Annotated in this window: 15 protein-coding genes; 8 read left to right on the top strand and 7 right to left on the bottom strand. The window is 40.0% G+C overall.

Annotated features, from left to right (window positions below; all coding sequences use genetic code 11):
* Positions 1–287 precede the first annotated feature (287 nt).
* The 3 genes from BK049_RS04235 to yfkAB form a co-directional block, all read right to left on the bottom strand.
* A complete protein-coding gene (locus BK049_RS04235; RefSeq protein ID WP_007496614.1) occupies positions 288–1007 on the bottom strand; it encodes a YebC/PmpR family DNA-binding transcriptional regulator in 720 nt (239 codons plus the stop codon).
* Between the two features lie 387 nt (positions 1008–1394).
* Positions 1395–2231 carry a mechanosensitive ion channel family protein gene (locus tag BK049_RS04230; protein ID WP_071167901.1) on the bottom strand — a complete coding sequence of 279 codons (837 nt, stop codon included), beginning with the start codon at positions 2229–2231 and terminating at the stop codon, positions 1395–1397.
* Positions 2232–2238: 7 nt separating this feature from the next.
* Positions 2239–3360 (bottom strand): radical SAM/CxCxxxxC motif protein YfkAB, encoded by a 1122-nt coding sequence (yfkAB, locus tag BK049_RS04225; protein WP_071167900.1) that lies wholly within the window; start codon positions 3358–3360, stop codon positions 2239–2241.
* 154 nt (positions 3361–3514) lie between these two features.
* On the opposite strand from yfkAB, the gene BK049_RS04220 reads away from it, so the two are divergent.
* Both BK049_RS04220 and pdaA read left to right on the top strand, forming a co-directional pair.
* Entirely contained in the window at positions 3515–3706 is a 192-nt protein-coding gene (locus BK049_RS04220) for an SE1561 family protein (protein WP_003218031.1), read from the top strand.
* Between the two features lie 114 nt (positions 3707–3820).
* Entirely contained in the window at positions 3821–4600 is a 780-nt protein-coding gene (pdaA, locus tag BK049_RS04215) for a delta-lactam-biosynthetic de-N-acetylase (protein WP_406566817.1), read from the top strand.
* A gap of 34 nt (positions 4601–4634) precedes the next feature.
* Here the strand turns inward: pdaA and BK049_RS04210 are convergent, their stop codons facing one another.
* The 3 genes from BK049_RS04210 to BK049_RS04200 form a co-directional block, all read right to left on the bottom strand.
* Positions 4635–5117 (bottom strand): DUF2716 domain-containing protein, encoded by a 483-nt coding sequence (locus BK049_RS04210; protein WP_071167899.1) that lies wholly within the window; start codon positions 5115–5117, stop codon positions 4635–4637.
* 33 nt (positions 5118–5150) lie between these two features.
* A complete protein-coding gene (gene corA / locus BK049_RS04205) occupies positions 5151–6110 on the bottom strand; it encodes a magnesium/cobalt transporter CorA (RefSeq protein WP_071167898.1) in 960 nt (319 codons plus the stop codon).
* Positions 6111–6242: 132 nt separating this feature from the next.
* Positions 6243–6752 carry a stress protein gene (locus tag BK049_RS04200; protein WP_071167897.1) on the bottom strand — a complete coding sequence of 170 codons (510 nt, stop codon included), beginning with the start codon at positions 6750–6752 and terminating at the stop codon, positions 6243–6245.
* Between the two features lie 431 nt (positions 6753–7183).
* On the opposite strand from BK049_RS04200, the gene BK049_RS04195 reads away from it, so the two are divergent.
* The 4 genes from BK049_RS04195 to BK049_RS19690 all read left to right on the top strand — a co-directional run bounded on the left by BK049_RS04195 (position 7184) and on the right by BK049_RS19690 (position 10574).
* Positions 7184–8050, top strand: coding sequence for a DNA-3-methyladenine glycosylase family protein (locus BK049_RS04195; RefSeq protein ID WP_071167896.1), 867 nt, complete (start codon positions 7184–7186; stop codon positions 8048–8050).
* A gap of 96 nt (positions 8051–8146) precedes the next feature.
* On the top strand, positions 8147–9544 hold the full coding sequence (rlmD, locus tag BK049_RS04190) for a 23S rRNA (uracil(1939)-C(5))-methyltransferase RlmD (protein ID WP_071169182.1): 1398 nt from the start codon (positions 8147–8149) through the stop codon (positions 9542–9544).
* A gap of 134 nt (positions 9545–9678) precedes the next feature.
* Positions 9679–10089, top strand: a complete 411-nt coding sequence (locus tag BK049_RS04185; RefSeq protein WP_071167895.1) for a DUF6508 domain-containing protein — start codon at positions 9679–9681, stop codon at positions 10087–10089.
* Between the two features lie 236 nt (positions 10090–10325).
* The gene (locus BK049_RS19690; RefSeq protein ID WP_232532060.1) at positions 10326–10574 is read left to right on the top strand and encodes a hypothetical protein; all 249 of its coding nucleotides are present in this window, start codon (positions 10326–10328) and stop codon (positions 10572–10574) included.
* A 91-nt stretch (positions 10575–10665) separates the two neighbouring features.
* On the opposite strand, the gene BK049_RS04175 is transcribed toward BK049_RS19690, so the two are convergent.
* Positions 10666–11493 (bottom strand): nuclease-related domain-containing protein, encoded by an 828-nt coding sequence (locus BK049_RS04175; protein ID WP_008359242.1) that lies wholly within the window; start codon positions 11491–11493, stop codon positions 10666–10668.
* A 148-nt stretch (positions 11494–11641) separates the two neighbouring features.
* Between BK049_RS04175 and BK049_RS04170 the strand changes: the two genes are divergently transcribed.
* Positions 11642–12823: a DUF1835 domain-containing protein gene (locus BK049_RS04170; RefSeq protein WP_071167894.1), complete on the top strand. Its 1182-nt coding sequence runs from the start codon at positions 11642–11644 to the stop codon at positions 12821–12823.
* A 217-nt stretch (positions 12824–13040) separates the two neighbouring features.
* Positions 13041–13610, top strand: coding sequence for a TMEM14 family protein (locus tag BK049_RS04165; RefSeq protein ID WP_071167893.1), 570 nt, complete (start codon positions 13041–13043; stop codon positions 13608–13610).
* Positions 13611–13838 lie beyond the last annotated feature (228 nt).

Genomic DNA, 13838 nt, shown 5'->3' with positions numbered 1-13838 from the left:
AAAAATCAAAGGCGTTATATAAAAACCATACAAAGAAAAGAAAGAGAAAGACTTTAGTGAATATCGTCAAATTGTTGAAAATTAAGCATAGGCCAATAAGAGGGAGGATCATAAAGCCATAATACGAAAACCACCATGTTTTAAAAATGAAACTCAGCTCCTTGGTTATTTGTGGAAACGACTCTTTCTTCATTACATGGTCTTGAGTAGAACGTAAACCTTACCTAGACAATAAAAAAGCCAACGCAGAAGTTGAATGAATCCAACAACCACGATGGCTTAGCTGATTATTCCCCTAAATCCACATTATGATAAACCTGCTGCACGTCTTCAAGCTCTTCTAATACATCGATGAGTTTTTCAAATTGTGCTTTCGATTCATCATCTAATGTCACTTCGTTCTGAGGCAGCATTGTGATTTCAGCGACAGTAAATTCTTCTACGCCTGCCTGTTTGAACGCTTCTTGAACTTGATGGAATTGATCTGGTTCAGCGTAGACGATCACCGTATCATCTTCTTCCATAATGTCACGTACATCAATATCTGCTTCCATTAAAAGTTCAAGCGTTTCTTCTTCACTTTTCCCCTCGACACCGATCACCGCTGTTTGGTCAAACATGTAAGCAACAGATCCACTGACGCCCATATTTCCGCCGTTTTTCCCAAATGCTGCACGAACATCAGACGCTGTGCGGTTGACGTTATTGGTCAGGGCATCAACGATCACCATAGATCCGTTTGGACCAAATCCTTCGTAACGCAGCTCATCGAAGTTCTCTTCTGCGCCGCCTTTTGCTTTTTCAATCGCACGGTCCACAATATGTTTTGGGACACTATATGTTTTTGCACGTTCTAGGACAAAACGAAGTGCTTGGTTTGATTCTGGATTTGGCTCACCTTGCTTGGCAGCCACATAGATTTCACGCCCGAATTTTGCGTAAATACGACTTGTATTGGCATCCTTTGATGCTTTCTTTTCTTTAATGTTGTTCCATTTACGACCCATCTTATTCACTCTCTTTCAATTAGTAAATACACAGTATGAGGGTCCCCATGCTGCATGAAATCAATCTGCCTTCTATTATACATGAATCAGTCAAGAGGGTAGAAGTAAGAGGGCTGAAAAACAGAGAATCATCACCTAATGTGCCCAAGCTGTTTTGTCATGACTTTTAATGTAGATAGACGCTTTTTAAATTTATCAAGGAAAGAGATCTTCCCATCAGTTACTTGCTGATAGTCTGGAGAATATCTAATTCGATTAACACCTCTTGATACATTTGCTTGATGAAAGAAATCAATAAAAACATCCTTCCTATTGATAAACTAAATAATATTATAATTAACCTGTTAACAAAAAGTAACCAAAAACATAACCCCATCACAAATGAGGTTATGTTGCAGGCTGTGGATAGACGAGATCCTCAAGCAATTTCACATCATGCTGATGAAGTTGTGTGATCATTTCTTTTCGCACAGCGAGGGCGGCTTCGAAGTATTTTTCATCCTCGACCATTCCTTTTACGGTGATCTCAATCCCGCGATTCAATTTATTGAGCCCCATAATGCCATGAACCTGGAAGGGTTCAATGGCGTTTTGGAATTCATCTTTTTTCAATAAATCATGATGCGTTTGATTTAACTGATCACATGCTGTTTCTAGCGCCTTGAAAGCAATGTCAGGATTTTGGTTTGCACTGATTAAGACAGACTCGGTGATTCGCATGTAGTGCATATTGTAGTTTTGAATTTGCCGGATGTCTCCGTTAGAGATGGTTAACAGCTTGCCGCTCCATTCTCTAATTTGCAAAGAGCGAAGGCCAATCTCTTCAATCGTTCCGTTAAAAAGATTATTGACCGTTACATAGTCCCCCTTATGAATCTGGCGTTCATAGATCAGGAAGATGCCGGCTAAAATATCACGAATCAAGGTCTGAGCGCCAAAACCAATGACAATCCCAGCAACACCAGCACCCGCAAGAATTTTCCCAAAGTCATGAAAGAATAGAGAAATCACATATAAGACAAAACAAATGGAAGCTGTATACTTTGAAACGGATTTGATCAAGCTCTCAATCGTTTTTTTCTTCTTTTCTTCAATGAATTCAGTTCGTTTAAAGAAAATCTGAAGCGCTTTGTTGATCATAAAAACAGCAAGCCAAAGAATGAGTCCAACAAGGAGAATTTCAATGTATTTGTTCTTGACCACTGTCAGAAAAGTATCGTCCATCTATCGGTTACCCCCTGGCTGTACGAGAAGTAAAATCAACATCTTGATAATAGCTGTTTTTCACAAGAACATTTGGACCAAGGCATTGCACACTTGGGCAATGACAATTGAGTTCTTTCGCCAATTTTGTGTTCATCCAGCGTGTATAGGCTGATTGCAATGTATCAGTTTCAATATTTCCAAGCGGCGGTGTATCGCCAAAGTCTGTTACAATAATATTCCCATCAAAAATATTCACATTCAACCGAGAGCGGCCATCAGGGTCATTTCGTACAGTGACATTTTTCGCCTGACGCAATCGCTTTAGGAGACGCTGGTCTTCTTCATCTGGACTGCATGAATAAAATGGCAAGGTGCCAAACAGCATCCATGTGTTTTCATCACGAATATCAAGCAGCTGATGAATCGCATCACGCATTTGCGGAAGCGTCAATGATTCAAGGGCGCTCGCAAAATCACTTGGATACATCGGATGAACTTCATGACGCTGACATTTCATCTCCTCCACGATTTGACGATGGATGTGTTCAATATAAGGAAGCGTACGCTTATTCAGCATCGTTTCAGCAGATACGGTTACACCCGCTTTCACAAGTGCCTGACTATTCTCAATCATGCGGTTAAACAATTTCTCGCGCTGCTCAAAGGTTGGCTTTCGGTCCATCATTGCAAAACCAACCGTAGCAAAATCTTCGACAGTCCCCCAGTTATGTGAAATGTGAAGGACATCTAAGTATGGAATAATCTCATCGTATCGAGCCAAATCAAGTGTTAAATTTGAATTAATCTGGGTACGGACGCCGCGTTCATGGGCATACTTTAATAAAGGTACGACATATTCGCGTACAGATTTAAGAGAAAGCATCGGCTCTCCGCCTGTGATGCTAAGGGAACGCAAGAGCGGTACTTCATCTAAACGGCGGAGCAGCAAATCAAGTGGCAGTGCATTTGGGTCTTTAGGCTGCAAAGTATAGCCAACCGCACAGTGCTCACATCTCATGTTACATAAAGTTGTTGTCGTCAATTCAATATTTGTCAGCTTCATTTCTCCGTAATCCTGCACATCGAGATAGGCTTCCCAAGGGTCGAATGCAGGTGTAATCGGACGAAGTGCTGTTTTTTGGTTCATGGTATCTATCTCCTTTTCATTCGGGCAAACAAACGTAGACCCGCCAACAGTTAATTTTAAGCCCCATGACCGTTATACGCAAGGGGGAGGGGCTCAATTGATTTACAAGGGAAAAAAAGATAAGCTATAGACAAATGCTAAAGGGAGTGTATCTATGGGCAAGGCAGCAGACAGCAAAGAACAACAGGTGGATTATTTAAAAAACCGATTAGATATGTTTATGAATGTGATTGATTCATTAGATCCCGAATCAACGGACGTTGAGGATATAGACAGACTGATCCAGATGATTGACGATCTGGAAGCGAAATATGAACGGTTTAAAACCGATTGGAAGGAAGAATAGCTCGCGCTGATGCGGGCTTTTTTCTTTAAATTGGCAGGTCAAAAAGCGTATGAGTACCCGGCATATTCTGCACAATAGAAGAAAAACCGGGAAGTGACGTAAATGAAAAAATACATGCTGATCTGTTTATGTGCGCTTTTTGTATTGATGCCTCTGTCAGAAGTATCAGCAGTGTCTAATAACCCCATCCACTGGGGATTTGCTAAAAGCAAAGAGCATAAACCGGCAGATGCCGGTAAGGAACTGACGACACTCTTAAAGAAATATGATGCGTTCTATTTAGGAAACACGAAAAAGAAAGAGATTTATTTTACATTCGACAATGGCTATGAGAATGGGTACACACCCAAGATTTTAGATGTGCTAAAAAAGCATCAAGTACCCGGCACCTTTTTTGTGACCGGGCACTTCGTAAAGGATCAGCCGCAGCTGATCAAACGGATGGCAGAAGAAGGACATATCATCGGTAACCATTCCTATCACCATCCAGATTTAACAACAAAAAGTACGAAGGAAATCAAAGAAGAGCTGGATCGTGTCAATGAAGCAGTATACAAAATCACAGGAAAACAAGATAATCTCTACCTTCGTCCGCCGCGCGGGGTGTTCAGTGAAAGGGTGCTGAAGGAAACAAAAGAGCTCGGCTACCAAACCGTTTTCTGGTCAGTGGCGTTTGTGGATTGGCATATCCATCATCAAAAAGGAAAGCAGTATGCGTACAATCAAATGATGAAACAGGCGCATCCAGGTGCCATTTACTTACTTCATACTGTCTCAAGAGACAATGCAGAGGCACTGGATGATGCCATCACAGCACTGAAAAAACAAGGTTATTCCTTTAAAAGCCTAGACGATCTCATGCTTGAAAAAGTATGGCATCTGCCTCAGCTATAGAAAAAAGCTTGCAGACATCTGCAAGCTTTTTGACTTATCCTTCTCTTATTTTACGCTGGAACAAAAGGGGACGATGACGAGTAAAGGAGTCAATCAAGCCCTCACCGAAAATCGTGACGCTGATGTCCTGGCAGGCCCAGTTCATCTCTTTTGATAAAAAGAAAAAATAATCTCCGTTTGGAAACAAAGGAACCCTCCAGTCTCCAAACGCATCTTTTTCAAATGAGCCGTATGGTGTGATCCAATAGCATTCGTGCTGCCAATCAAGTACCTGCATATATTCGTCGGTTCCGGTGATATTCTCCTGAAAAGACAGCAGTGCCTTCATTTCAAGGTCTTCATCCGCACTTAGGAGAGAAGGGTCCTCGAAATAAGCAGAGATATCATATGTGATGTAAGGAGATGGTGCTTGAAAACCGGGAAAGCGAGAGATGCTAGGGTTCAATTTAAACTTTTGATCAAATGTTTTCCATGCGTACTTTAGTTCTTTCTCTGTCAGTGGAATCCAGTTTTCCATAGTATCTCCCTTTCAAGCATTTCTCTCAAAAAACTATTTGAAAATCCGAAACCACCCTTTATGCTTAAACCACAACAGCATCCCTGAGACAAGCAGACTCATGAAAATAAGCACGCCAAAATAGCCATACTTCCAGTGTAATTCAGGCATGTTATCAAAGTTCATCCCGTACACTCCAACAATAAAGGTCAGTGGAATAAAAATCGTCGAGACAATGGTCAGTGTCATCATGATGGCATTCATTCGATTGGAATTTAGTGTTTGATAGCTGTCTCTTAAATCTGCCGTCATATCACGATTCGACTCAACGATCTCCGTCAGTTTCAACAGGTGATCATAAATATCATTAAAATATGCTTGCCGATTTGTATCGCTTTTCATCATATTCGTGTTTACAATTCGATATAAAAGGTCCCTCATCGGGATAATGGTTCTGCGTAGTTTGAGCAAATCGGATCGTATCCCAAATACTTCGTTCATCAATGTGCCATACGTTTTATGACCTTCTTCATCCTCGATTTCATTGAGCCTGTCCTCAATTTGATAAATAATAGGGAAATAATCATCGACGAGCTGATCAATCAGCATATAAGCCATATGCTCAGGTCCGCTCTCTCGTGCTTTATCAGACCCTTTGAGCTTTCGAATGACTCGATCAATGTAGGGTGCTTCCTTCAAATGAAAAGTTACGATATAGTTTTCTCCAACAAACAGGTCGACTTCTTCAGATCGAAGTGTTTTTTGATTGAGGGCATGAAGGACGAAAAATAAATACCCATCATAAAAATCAAGCTTCGGCCGCTGTAAATAATGGAAGCAATCCTCAATCGCAAGCGGATGGAACTGAAAATATTCCTTTAACAGTGCTGCTTCCTTTTCCGTTGGCGTATCAAAATCAATCCAATACCAGGCGATATCGGGGCTTGAAAGTTGCTGCAATGTTGCATGTTCAATCAAGTCGCCGTTTTTTGTCACTGCAAGTTTCTTCAGCATGAGCACCCCTCCAGACTTGCATTATATCATGAAGCAGCACAGGTGAACTTATACGTTTTCATCACAAAAAAAGCCGATCTCATCACTGAGATCGGTTCAATGTGCGTGTATGATTGATGGTTAAAATAATGATTAAGGACGACGGAATGTAACAAATTTATCTTGACGGTCAAACCAGCCTCTGAATGCCCAGTTATCCCAGCCGCCATCTCCATTGTTTTTAAATGTGCCGCTTTCAAAAACCCAAATACCGTAAACAACTTTTCCGTATTGAACAGTTGCGAAAGTTTTAACCCCATTAAAGCGGTCTTCATAGTTCTGGCTAAGGTTAAAAACCATGACATTGTATCTTGCACCAGCAGCGTAGAACGTGCTCTCCATTACGCCTTTAACGAATCCAGAGCGGTTTGCATTTGCATTGACAGCGTTAACGATGGCATTCGCAATGCCAAGTGCATCGAAGTTTACATTGACATTCGGGCTAGCAGTTGTCCCAGCTTTCCCTTCAGCAGCTTTGTTTAAAACAGTTTGCTGAATAGTAGTTGAAACTGGAGCAGTTTTTTGCTCAGCAGCGTCAGCGAATACTGGTAGTGTCGAAGAAACAGCAGTGGCAAGGGCAACAGAAAGAATAGTTTTTTTCATTGGTAATCTCCTTTGTTTTTAAATTTTGGGTCTTCTTTTTGTAAAACGTGAAACTAGGTGAAGCCTGTGATCAATGAGGTAAATATGTTCCTGCAAGATGAAACAAATAATTGCCTAATCCGCTAATTTTTTTGCTCACCTCCTTGATATGTCATAATTATACAAATGTTTCTGGAATGGAAGATATCACCCAGAGGTTCTATTTCTAATTTAAGGAAGATGATCCTGAAATGTTGAAGGGTGCTGTCGAATTTTAGCTGAATTAGACTAAAAATTTTCATCTATCCAAAAGGAGAATGACCACAAATCAGGAAGATATAACTGATAAATTCTTGTACTCTTTATGTTTAAAAGTATTCAATAGAGAGAATCATTCATGCAAAGTGAAACAATCGCATCAGCGTGTGTTTGCAGAAAGGAAGAGGAAAAACATGTGGGAAAAACAGCTGGTGGTTGAGCCGCCTTATGACTTCGATCAAGTGATGAGACGCTTATCGAGTGATCCATTAAAGGCAGTCGATTTGAACAAAAGAGAAATGAAAGTACCGATGAGGCTGGATCAAAAACCATACGTGGTGGAAGTTCAAGCGACAGGAACAAAAGAAGCGCCTGCATTCCGGGTGCAAGCAAACGGCCCGGAGGAACCTATCATTTCTGAAGTGAAGCGGATATTTGGAATGGAGCATCAACTACACGTTGTGCAAGACCATTTTTCTCAAACAAATCTTGCATCCATTTTTGAACGTCATATCGGAATGCCGCTTATGCTGGATTTCCATCTATATCATTGCTTGATGAAATGCATCATTCATCAGCAGCTCAATCTTGCATTTGCTTATGAGCTGACAAAACGGTTTGTCCATACGTACGGTGAACAAATAGAAGGCGTGTGGTTCGATCCTTTACCTGAAACCATCGCATCACTTGAAACAGACGATTTGAGAAAGCTTCAATTCAGTCAGCGGAAAGCAGAATATGTCATTGATGTATCGAAAAGAATTGTGAGCGGCTCTCTTTGTTTAGAGGAATTACACCATTTACCTGATGCGGAAGTGGAGGAACGTCTGCTTCCAATTAGAGGGATTGGACCTTGGACGGTTCAAAATGTCCTCATGAATGGACTCGGAAGACCGAATCTTTTCCCAATGGCAGATATCGGGATTCAAAATGCGATTAAACGTCACTTTGACTTGCCTGAAAAGCCAACAAAAGAAGAGATGGCAGTTTTAAGCAAGGAGTGGGCTCCGTATTTAAGCTACGCATCTCTTTATTTATGGAGAAGCATTGAGACAGAATAAATGAAAGGCATTTTCTCTCTTTGTCCAAGTCGTGATATACTAATCAGATGGAATAAAATGAGGACAACCTATGAAGGTTTAAATAGAACGGAGAGAATGTACGTGAAAGAAAAACAGCAAGGTGCCCTTCTACAAAAGGGGCAGCAGTTCCCGCTTACCATTAAACGCCTTGGCATTAATGGAGAAGGGGTCGGTTATTTTAAAAAGCAAGTGGTCTTTGTCCCAGGTGCGCTTCCAGGTGAAGAAGTGGTCGTTGAAGCCGTAAATGTTCAAGCAAAATATGCAGAAGGTACGGTGAGGAAAGTACGCAAGCGCTCAGAGCATCGAGTGAAACCGCCGTGCCCAGTATACGAGCAGTGCGGGGGCTGTCAGCTTCAGCATTTGGCATACGACCAGCAGCTAAAGGAAAAACGCGATATAGTCATTCAATCAATGGAGCGGCATACAAAGCTGTCGGTTGAAAAGATAGACATTAGACCAACGATTGGCATGGAAGACCCGTGGCACTACCGGAATAAGAGTCAGTTCCAAGTAGGAAGATCACATAGCGGCGACATCATCGCAGGTCTTTACGGACTGAATTCACATAAGCTTGTACCGATCAAGGAATGTATCGTCCAGCATCCAAAAACGAACAAAACAACAGGCGTTGTCCGCAAAATTTTAGAGAAATTCGGCGTATCGGTTTACAACGAACGAACAAGAAAAGGTGATGTTCGGTCGATTGTCGTACGGGTTGGCTTTGAAACAGGTGAAGTTCAAGTTGTTCTTGTCACGTCGAAGCCAGAATTTCCAAAGAAAAAAGAAATCGCCGAAGCCATTCAAAAACGTCTGCCAGAAGTGACGTCTATTATGCACAATATCAATGGCGAAAAAACGTCCGTCATCTTTGGGCATAAAACATCGCACTTAGCGGGCAACATGGTCATCCAAGAATTTTTAGGAGACGTCTCATTTGAACTAAGTGCACGTGCCTTCTTCCAATTGAATCCGAAACAGACATTAAAGCTTTACGATGAAACGAAAAAAGCGGCCAAATTGACAGGAAAAGAAAAGCTTGTCGATGCGTATTGCGGCGTCGGTACAATCGGCATGTGGCTCTCAGATGGCGCAAAAGAAGTACGAGGAATGGATGTCATCAAAGAATCCATTGATGATGCCAAGAAAAATGCCAAAAAACACGGCATGAAAAACGCAACCTATGTGACAGGCACAGCGGAACACTGGCTGCCAAAATGGGTCAAAGAAGGCTTCCGCCCTGACGTCATCGTCGTCGATCCGCCAAGAACAGGCTGCGAACGCACCTTCTTAGACACCGTCAAACAAGTCAAACCAAAACGCTTTGTCTACGTCTCTTGCAACCCATCCACACTAGCAAAAGACCTTGAATACATGTCAAAAGACTACAAAATCGAATACATGCAGCCAGTGGATATGTTCCCGCATACGGCGCATGTGGAGACAGTTGTATCAATGTCAAGGATAGGGAAATAAAGGCTTTTTATGATTTAAAATAGGTTCAAACAGCCCATGATTCTCCTGTAGAGTCATGGGTTTTCTATAGAATGAAAATAGATAAAAAGGCTTCAATGGTTATTTGATCTTGATGAAAATGGAGGAGGATAAGGATGAACAAATTCGAGATTCTGACAAAATACATACCGATGCTTCAGGAGAATCGTATTGGAGTTTGGGTAATCGATCGAGAAAATGATGGAACAGCTGAACATCCGATTCAAATGCCCTTTGTGAATTATTACGAAATGGTGCGTCAATTTATCAATGATGTGTATACCTTTGAAGAACAAAATAAGGATATGGAGCTTACCCTTTACAGAGAAATCCTTAAAGTAAATGGAATTGAATGGGGAACGGACGATTTGGAGAATGTGGACGTTTCAGATTTAAATGCGCAGTGTGTACTTGCTCTCGTGACGGGGGTTGTGAGAGCTGAACGATTTTGCGATGGTGTCATATTCAATTTCTTTAAAAGCGGAGCCATGTTAAAGTGGCTTGAAAGATTGGATTGTTTGGAGTAAGAGAGGTTTATTACTGTTATTGGAGGTTCGAATGAAAAGTAAAACAGAGGCAGCCGACGCTTTTCCTCCTATAAAAATAGAAGAAATTAATAAAATATGATTATATGATTTTGATGCAATAAAAATTGAAAAAGAAGATGAACGTGTAAAATGTATTTTATGTGATCCATATGGTCCTAATTAAAGGAGTGTATGTCATTTATAAGAAGTCTATACTCAATTTACTTGAAGGTAGGATGAGTTCTATTCATAGCAATGAATTCATTAATGCAAAGAAAAAGGATCGGACGATTTCTGAAGAAAATATAGAATATGTATTAGAGATGGCTACAGTTGTGGTTCTTGCAAGTGAAAATAATGGCGAACTGACGAATTATTTTTATAGTGGATTCGGAGAAAGGTTAGATAGTATTTTTAATCTATGCTTAGGCTATTCAACAGATTTACAAAAAAAGAGCAGAAAATTAGTTTGCAGCGTTTTATGAATGATTATGAAGGTTATTGAGCAGATGGGATTGATAGATAAGATGATAGAGATGAACTAGCACCTAAAGAAAAAGGTAAGGACATGTTTCCTTACCTTTTTTGATTCGTAAATGTTTTTTGATGAGTATAGCAATAAATTTCCCCTTGGAATTTTGATTGGGACAAACAGTAAGATCGAACCTTTTCAGATACAGCAGATTGGCATTCATGGCAAACGGCATTCTTAGATTTTTTTTCAGAGGACGTTTGCTTAATGTGCTCAACATGCTGTTTCCGTAAGCTGTCATCCGTGATATTCGCTTGGCTGAGTAATTCAAACAAACGCTTTCTATCGCTCTCTGAATATATTGGTGCTGGCTTCTGTAGTCGGATATTTGCACTTTTTCGTTGGATAAATTCGGTCAATTCTATATCATAGATGACTAACTCATTCGAAGTGACTTTCCTTAATTCTTCATCTACTTTAAATGTACAGCGCTTCGTAAATGAGATCAAAGAAACGACTGATGAGGTATCGATCAAATCTTTTGCGCAACGCTTGATGGCTTGGATATGTCCATAATTTTGAGCGAGTGGACTCATAAACGGGAATTTCCCGTTTATGAGCCAGTTTTTACGCTTTTTTCCTCCGTAAATGGTACCTTGATAGTTCTTCGTTTCAATCACGAACAAGGCATGCGGTGAAATGACGATATGGTCGATTTGAGAATAACCTGTTGATGAAGCGGGGTTTTCTATCATCACATCATTCAAAAAAAGAAAACCCTTTGGCAATTGCGAGAGCTGAATATCGATTTTGTATTCCCCAAGTGCCCCTTTTCGTTCTGCTTTTTTGTTATTCGTTGTTTTTTGCTGGACGTTTTTCTGTACAACGGGTGTTGTCGTTTTTTTCTTCTTAAATAAAAAGTCTAGGAACATGTGTCTCCTCGATTCTGACTCAATTTGTTCTGTATGTATTTTATCGTCTTGTTGTCGTACTTTTGAATGAAATTGACTCAATAGAATTGACGAAAGAACCAAGAATAGGTGAAGATGAAATAAACTGTAAGATAAAGGGAGACGAATGATGATACATATTGTATTTGGGGCAGCAGCTGCCGGTAGTTTAAAACAAGCATTACGAGAAATGAAGCTAGATCAAGAAGATGATATCATCGCCTTTAATGACATTTATTCGATTGGACCACTTCTACATTTGCATGAGCATGAAGGACAGGAAAAGCGTAAAGCGTGGCTGCGTAACATGATATCAAATGAATTTGGCGATTTTGACGATATGGTCACCGATCAGCACAAAATGTTTCAGCAAATAAAAGATATAAAAGGAAGTACGAGTATTCTCATCTGGACAGGCAACAATGCACATGAACAAATAGCCTTACGATATGCCATCTATTTATTAAAAGAGAAAAACATTGAATTGTCTCTAATCAATACAACGACTGCATTTGATCATCTTTTCAATACAAAAACAAGACGAATGGATATTCGACATACCGGGGAAATCACACCTGGGAAATTTAAGGTTTTGTACGGGAGTAAAGATCATATTCAATTAGTGACAAAAGAAGAAAGAGAGAAATTAAAAAACGAATGGCTTTCATTTGCTCATGAGAACCATACCCTGAGGATATGGCGAAATGAACAAACGATTAACGTACCAGAAGATGAATTTGATGCATATTTAGTGAAAATGGCCAAGCGAGTTCATCAGTCAGACCAAGAGGAGTACATCAAGACGCCTCGCTTAATTGGAGAAGTCATTGGTCATTTAGAACAGTATATCGGAGATGATTTTATTGAGTATCGGCTAAAGAAGTTGATTGATCAGGGTGTTTTTGATATGAAAGGAAAACGGATTTCCATGCGTTATTACTCGATTAAACTGACAGCGTTTGGTCAGCACTTTAAAAAGTGGGTGTGCTGTCGTGAGTTTGAGGAACACCCATTTGTGAAAATAGAAGGAACCTACGGCGGTGTACCTTTTCAATGTGGACATTGTCAATGTCATTTAGAAAGAGATGATGTACCTCTAAGCGATACGCTCTTCTCGAAAATCTGGTATTGGGCCATACAATATGGTCGCTGGTTTGACGAAGAGACAGAAGACTTGCTGCCATATGGAGTGGAAATGGAAAAGAGGTTCAATGAAGAAGGTGAGCGCATAACAGAAGACATAAAGCTGGCATTATCCCCTGCGTATCAAATCGAGTACATACCGAGTGAAATGACGAGATATTATATATAAAACAGCAGGGAAAGCTTCATTCATTTATATTAAGCATTCGTTGAGCTGAATGAACACGGATATTTCATTCTTATTTTTATTTATGATAAGAGAACTCAATAGACGCTTAAAGACCAAATCCACGATGGAAAGGGAAAATATTGAAACATTTATTCGATAAAAACGTAATACAGTTAGAGCGTTCAATAGAAACCTTTGAAATGGAGAGGAGAATGATATGGAGCAAGCCGCAATAAGAAAGATGAGAAGAAAACAAATAGCCGCCTGTAATTTAATAGCTGGCATCATGATCGTGACTTTTTTTATTTTGATTCAAATTTCTGAAATTCGATTTACACATTTCTTTTTTTGTTTAGGAATTTTAATGCTCATACAAGGCATTATAGGCTTTATCAAAAAAGGATCAACGAAGTCTTTCATTCCCATTTTCGAGCAGGCAGCCATTTATGAAAAAGAGAAACTGGGGAAAGAGTGGGAGAAAGAACAGAGATCAGAAAACATTTCAAGATTGGTATTGAGCGGTCTGATGTTCCTTCAGTCATTTAGTTTCCAAGATGTAACGAACCCATTCTTTGACATACAACCTGCATATCTATTTTTTTTATTGATTATTGCTCTAGCTCTTATCAATGTAAGCATGCTTTTTCGCTTTAGAAAAATTGACCGGTCTACTGAAAAGCATGAATTAGAGGGCTTTACAAAAGAAGCAAATATGATGTCAATGGCCTTTGGCCTTTTGACCGTAATCGTCATATTCATTTTTATCGTCGTCTTTGTCCTTCCTTAAAAGAATCATTTAACATGTCGAGGTGAAACAAATGAATGAAACGATACAGCATCTGATCGATCAGACAAGGGTGACATTTCATAGATAAGAAAGAGATGTTTCAATTATGCGGGATACTCAACCTCCAGATGAAATCACCATTTCAAAGCAAGAAGCCAGGATATTTGAATAGGCACTTTACCCATTTTGAAAGAACAGTCAGTGCTGTTCTTTTTTTTGTCCCATCTC

The organism is Bacillus xiamenensis, assembly GCF_001857925.1.
GTDB classification, from domain to species: domain Bacteria; phylum Bacillota; class Bacilli; order Bacillales; family Bacillaceae; genus Bacillus; species Bacillus xiamenensis.
The sequence above is the reverse complement of the archived record's forward strand: the minus strand, read 5'-3'. Positions and strand labels throughout refer to the sequence as shown.

What these genes read in the sequence shown, in the direction of transcription:
- BK049_RS04235 (WP_007496614.1), bottom strand. Translation starts at nt 1,007, where the DNA reads ATGGGTCGTAAATGGAACAACATTAAAGAAAAGAAAGCATCAAAGGAT.
- BK049_RS04230 (WP_071167901.1), bottom strand. Translation starts at nt 2,231, where the DNA reads ATGGACGATACTTTTCTGACAGTGGTCAAGAACAAATACATTGAAATT.
- yfkAB (WP_071167900.1), bottom strand. Translation starts at nt 3,360, where the DNA reads ATGAACCAAAAAACAGCACTTCGTCCGATTACACCTGCATTCGACCCT.
- BK049_RS04220 (WP_003218031.1), top strand. Translation starts at nt 3,515, where the DNA reads ATGGGCAAGGCAGCAGACAGCAAAGAACAACAGGTGGATTATTTAAAA.
- pdaA (WP_406566817.1), top strand. Translation starts at nt 3,821, where the DNA reads ATGCTGATCTGTTTATGTGCGCTTTTTGTATTGATGCCTCTGTCAGAA.
- BK049_RS04210 (WP_071167899.1), bottom strand. Translation starts at nt 5,117, where the DNA reads ATGGAAAACTGGATTCCACTGACAGAGAAAGAACTAAAGTACGCATGG.
- corA (WP_071167898.1), bottom strand. Translation starts at nt 6,110, where the DNA reads ATGCTGAAGAAACTTGCAGTGACAAAAAACGGCGACTTGATTGAACAT.
- BK049_RS04200 (WP_071167897.1), bottom strand. Translation starts at nt 6,752, where the DNA reads ATGAAAAAAACTATTCTTTCTGTTGCCCTTGCCACTGCTGTTTCTTCG.
- BK049_RS04195 (WP_071167896.1), top strand. Translation starts at nt 7,184, where the DNA reads ATGTGGGAAAAACAGCTGGTGGTTGAGCCGCCTTATGACTTCGATCAA.
- rlmD (WP_071169182.1), top strand. Translation starts at nt 8,147, where the DNA reads ATGTACGTGAAAGAAAAACAGCAAGGTGCCCTTCTACAAAAGGGGCAG.
- BK049_RS04185 (WP_071167895.1), top strand. Translation starts at nt 9,679, where the DNA reads ATGAACAAATTCGAGATTCTGACAAAATACATACCGATGCTTCAGGAG.
- BK049_RS19690 (WP_232532060.1), top strand. Translation starts at nt 10,326, where the DNA reads ATGAGTTCTATTCATAGCAATGAATTCATTAATGCAAAGAAAAAGGAT.
- BK049_RS04175 (WP_008359242.1), bottom strand. Translation starts at nt 11,493, where the DNA reads ATGTTCCTAGACTTTTTATTTAAGAAGAAAAAAACGACAACACCCGTT.
- BK049_RS04170 (WP_071167894.1), top strand. Translation starts at nt 11,642, where the DNA reads ATGATACATATTGTATTTGGGGCAGCAGCTGCCGGTAGTTTAAAACAA.
- BK049_RS04165 (WP_071167893.1), top strand. Translation starts at nt 13,041, where the DNA reads ATGGAGCAAGCCGCAATAAGAAAGATGAGAAGAAAACAAATAGCCGCC.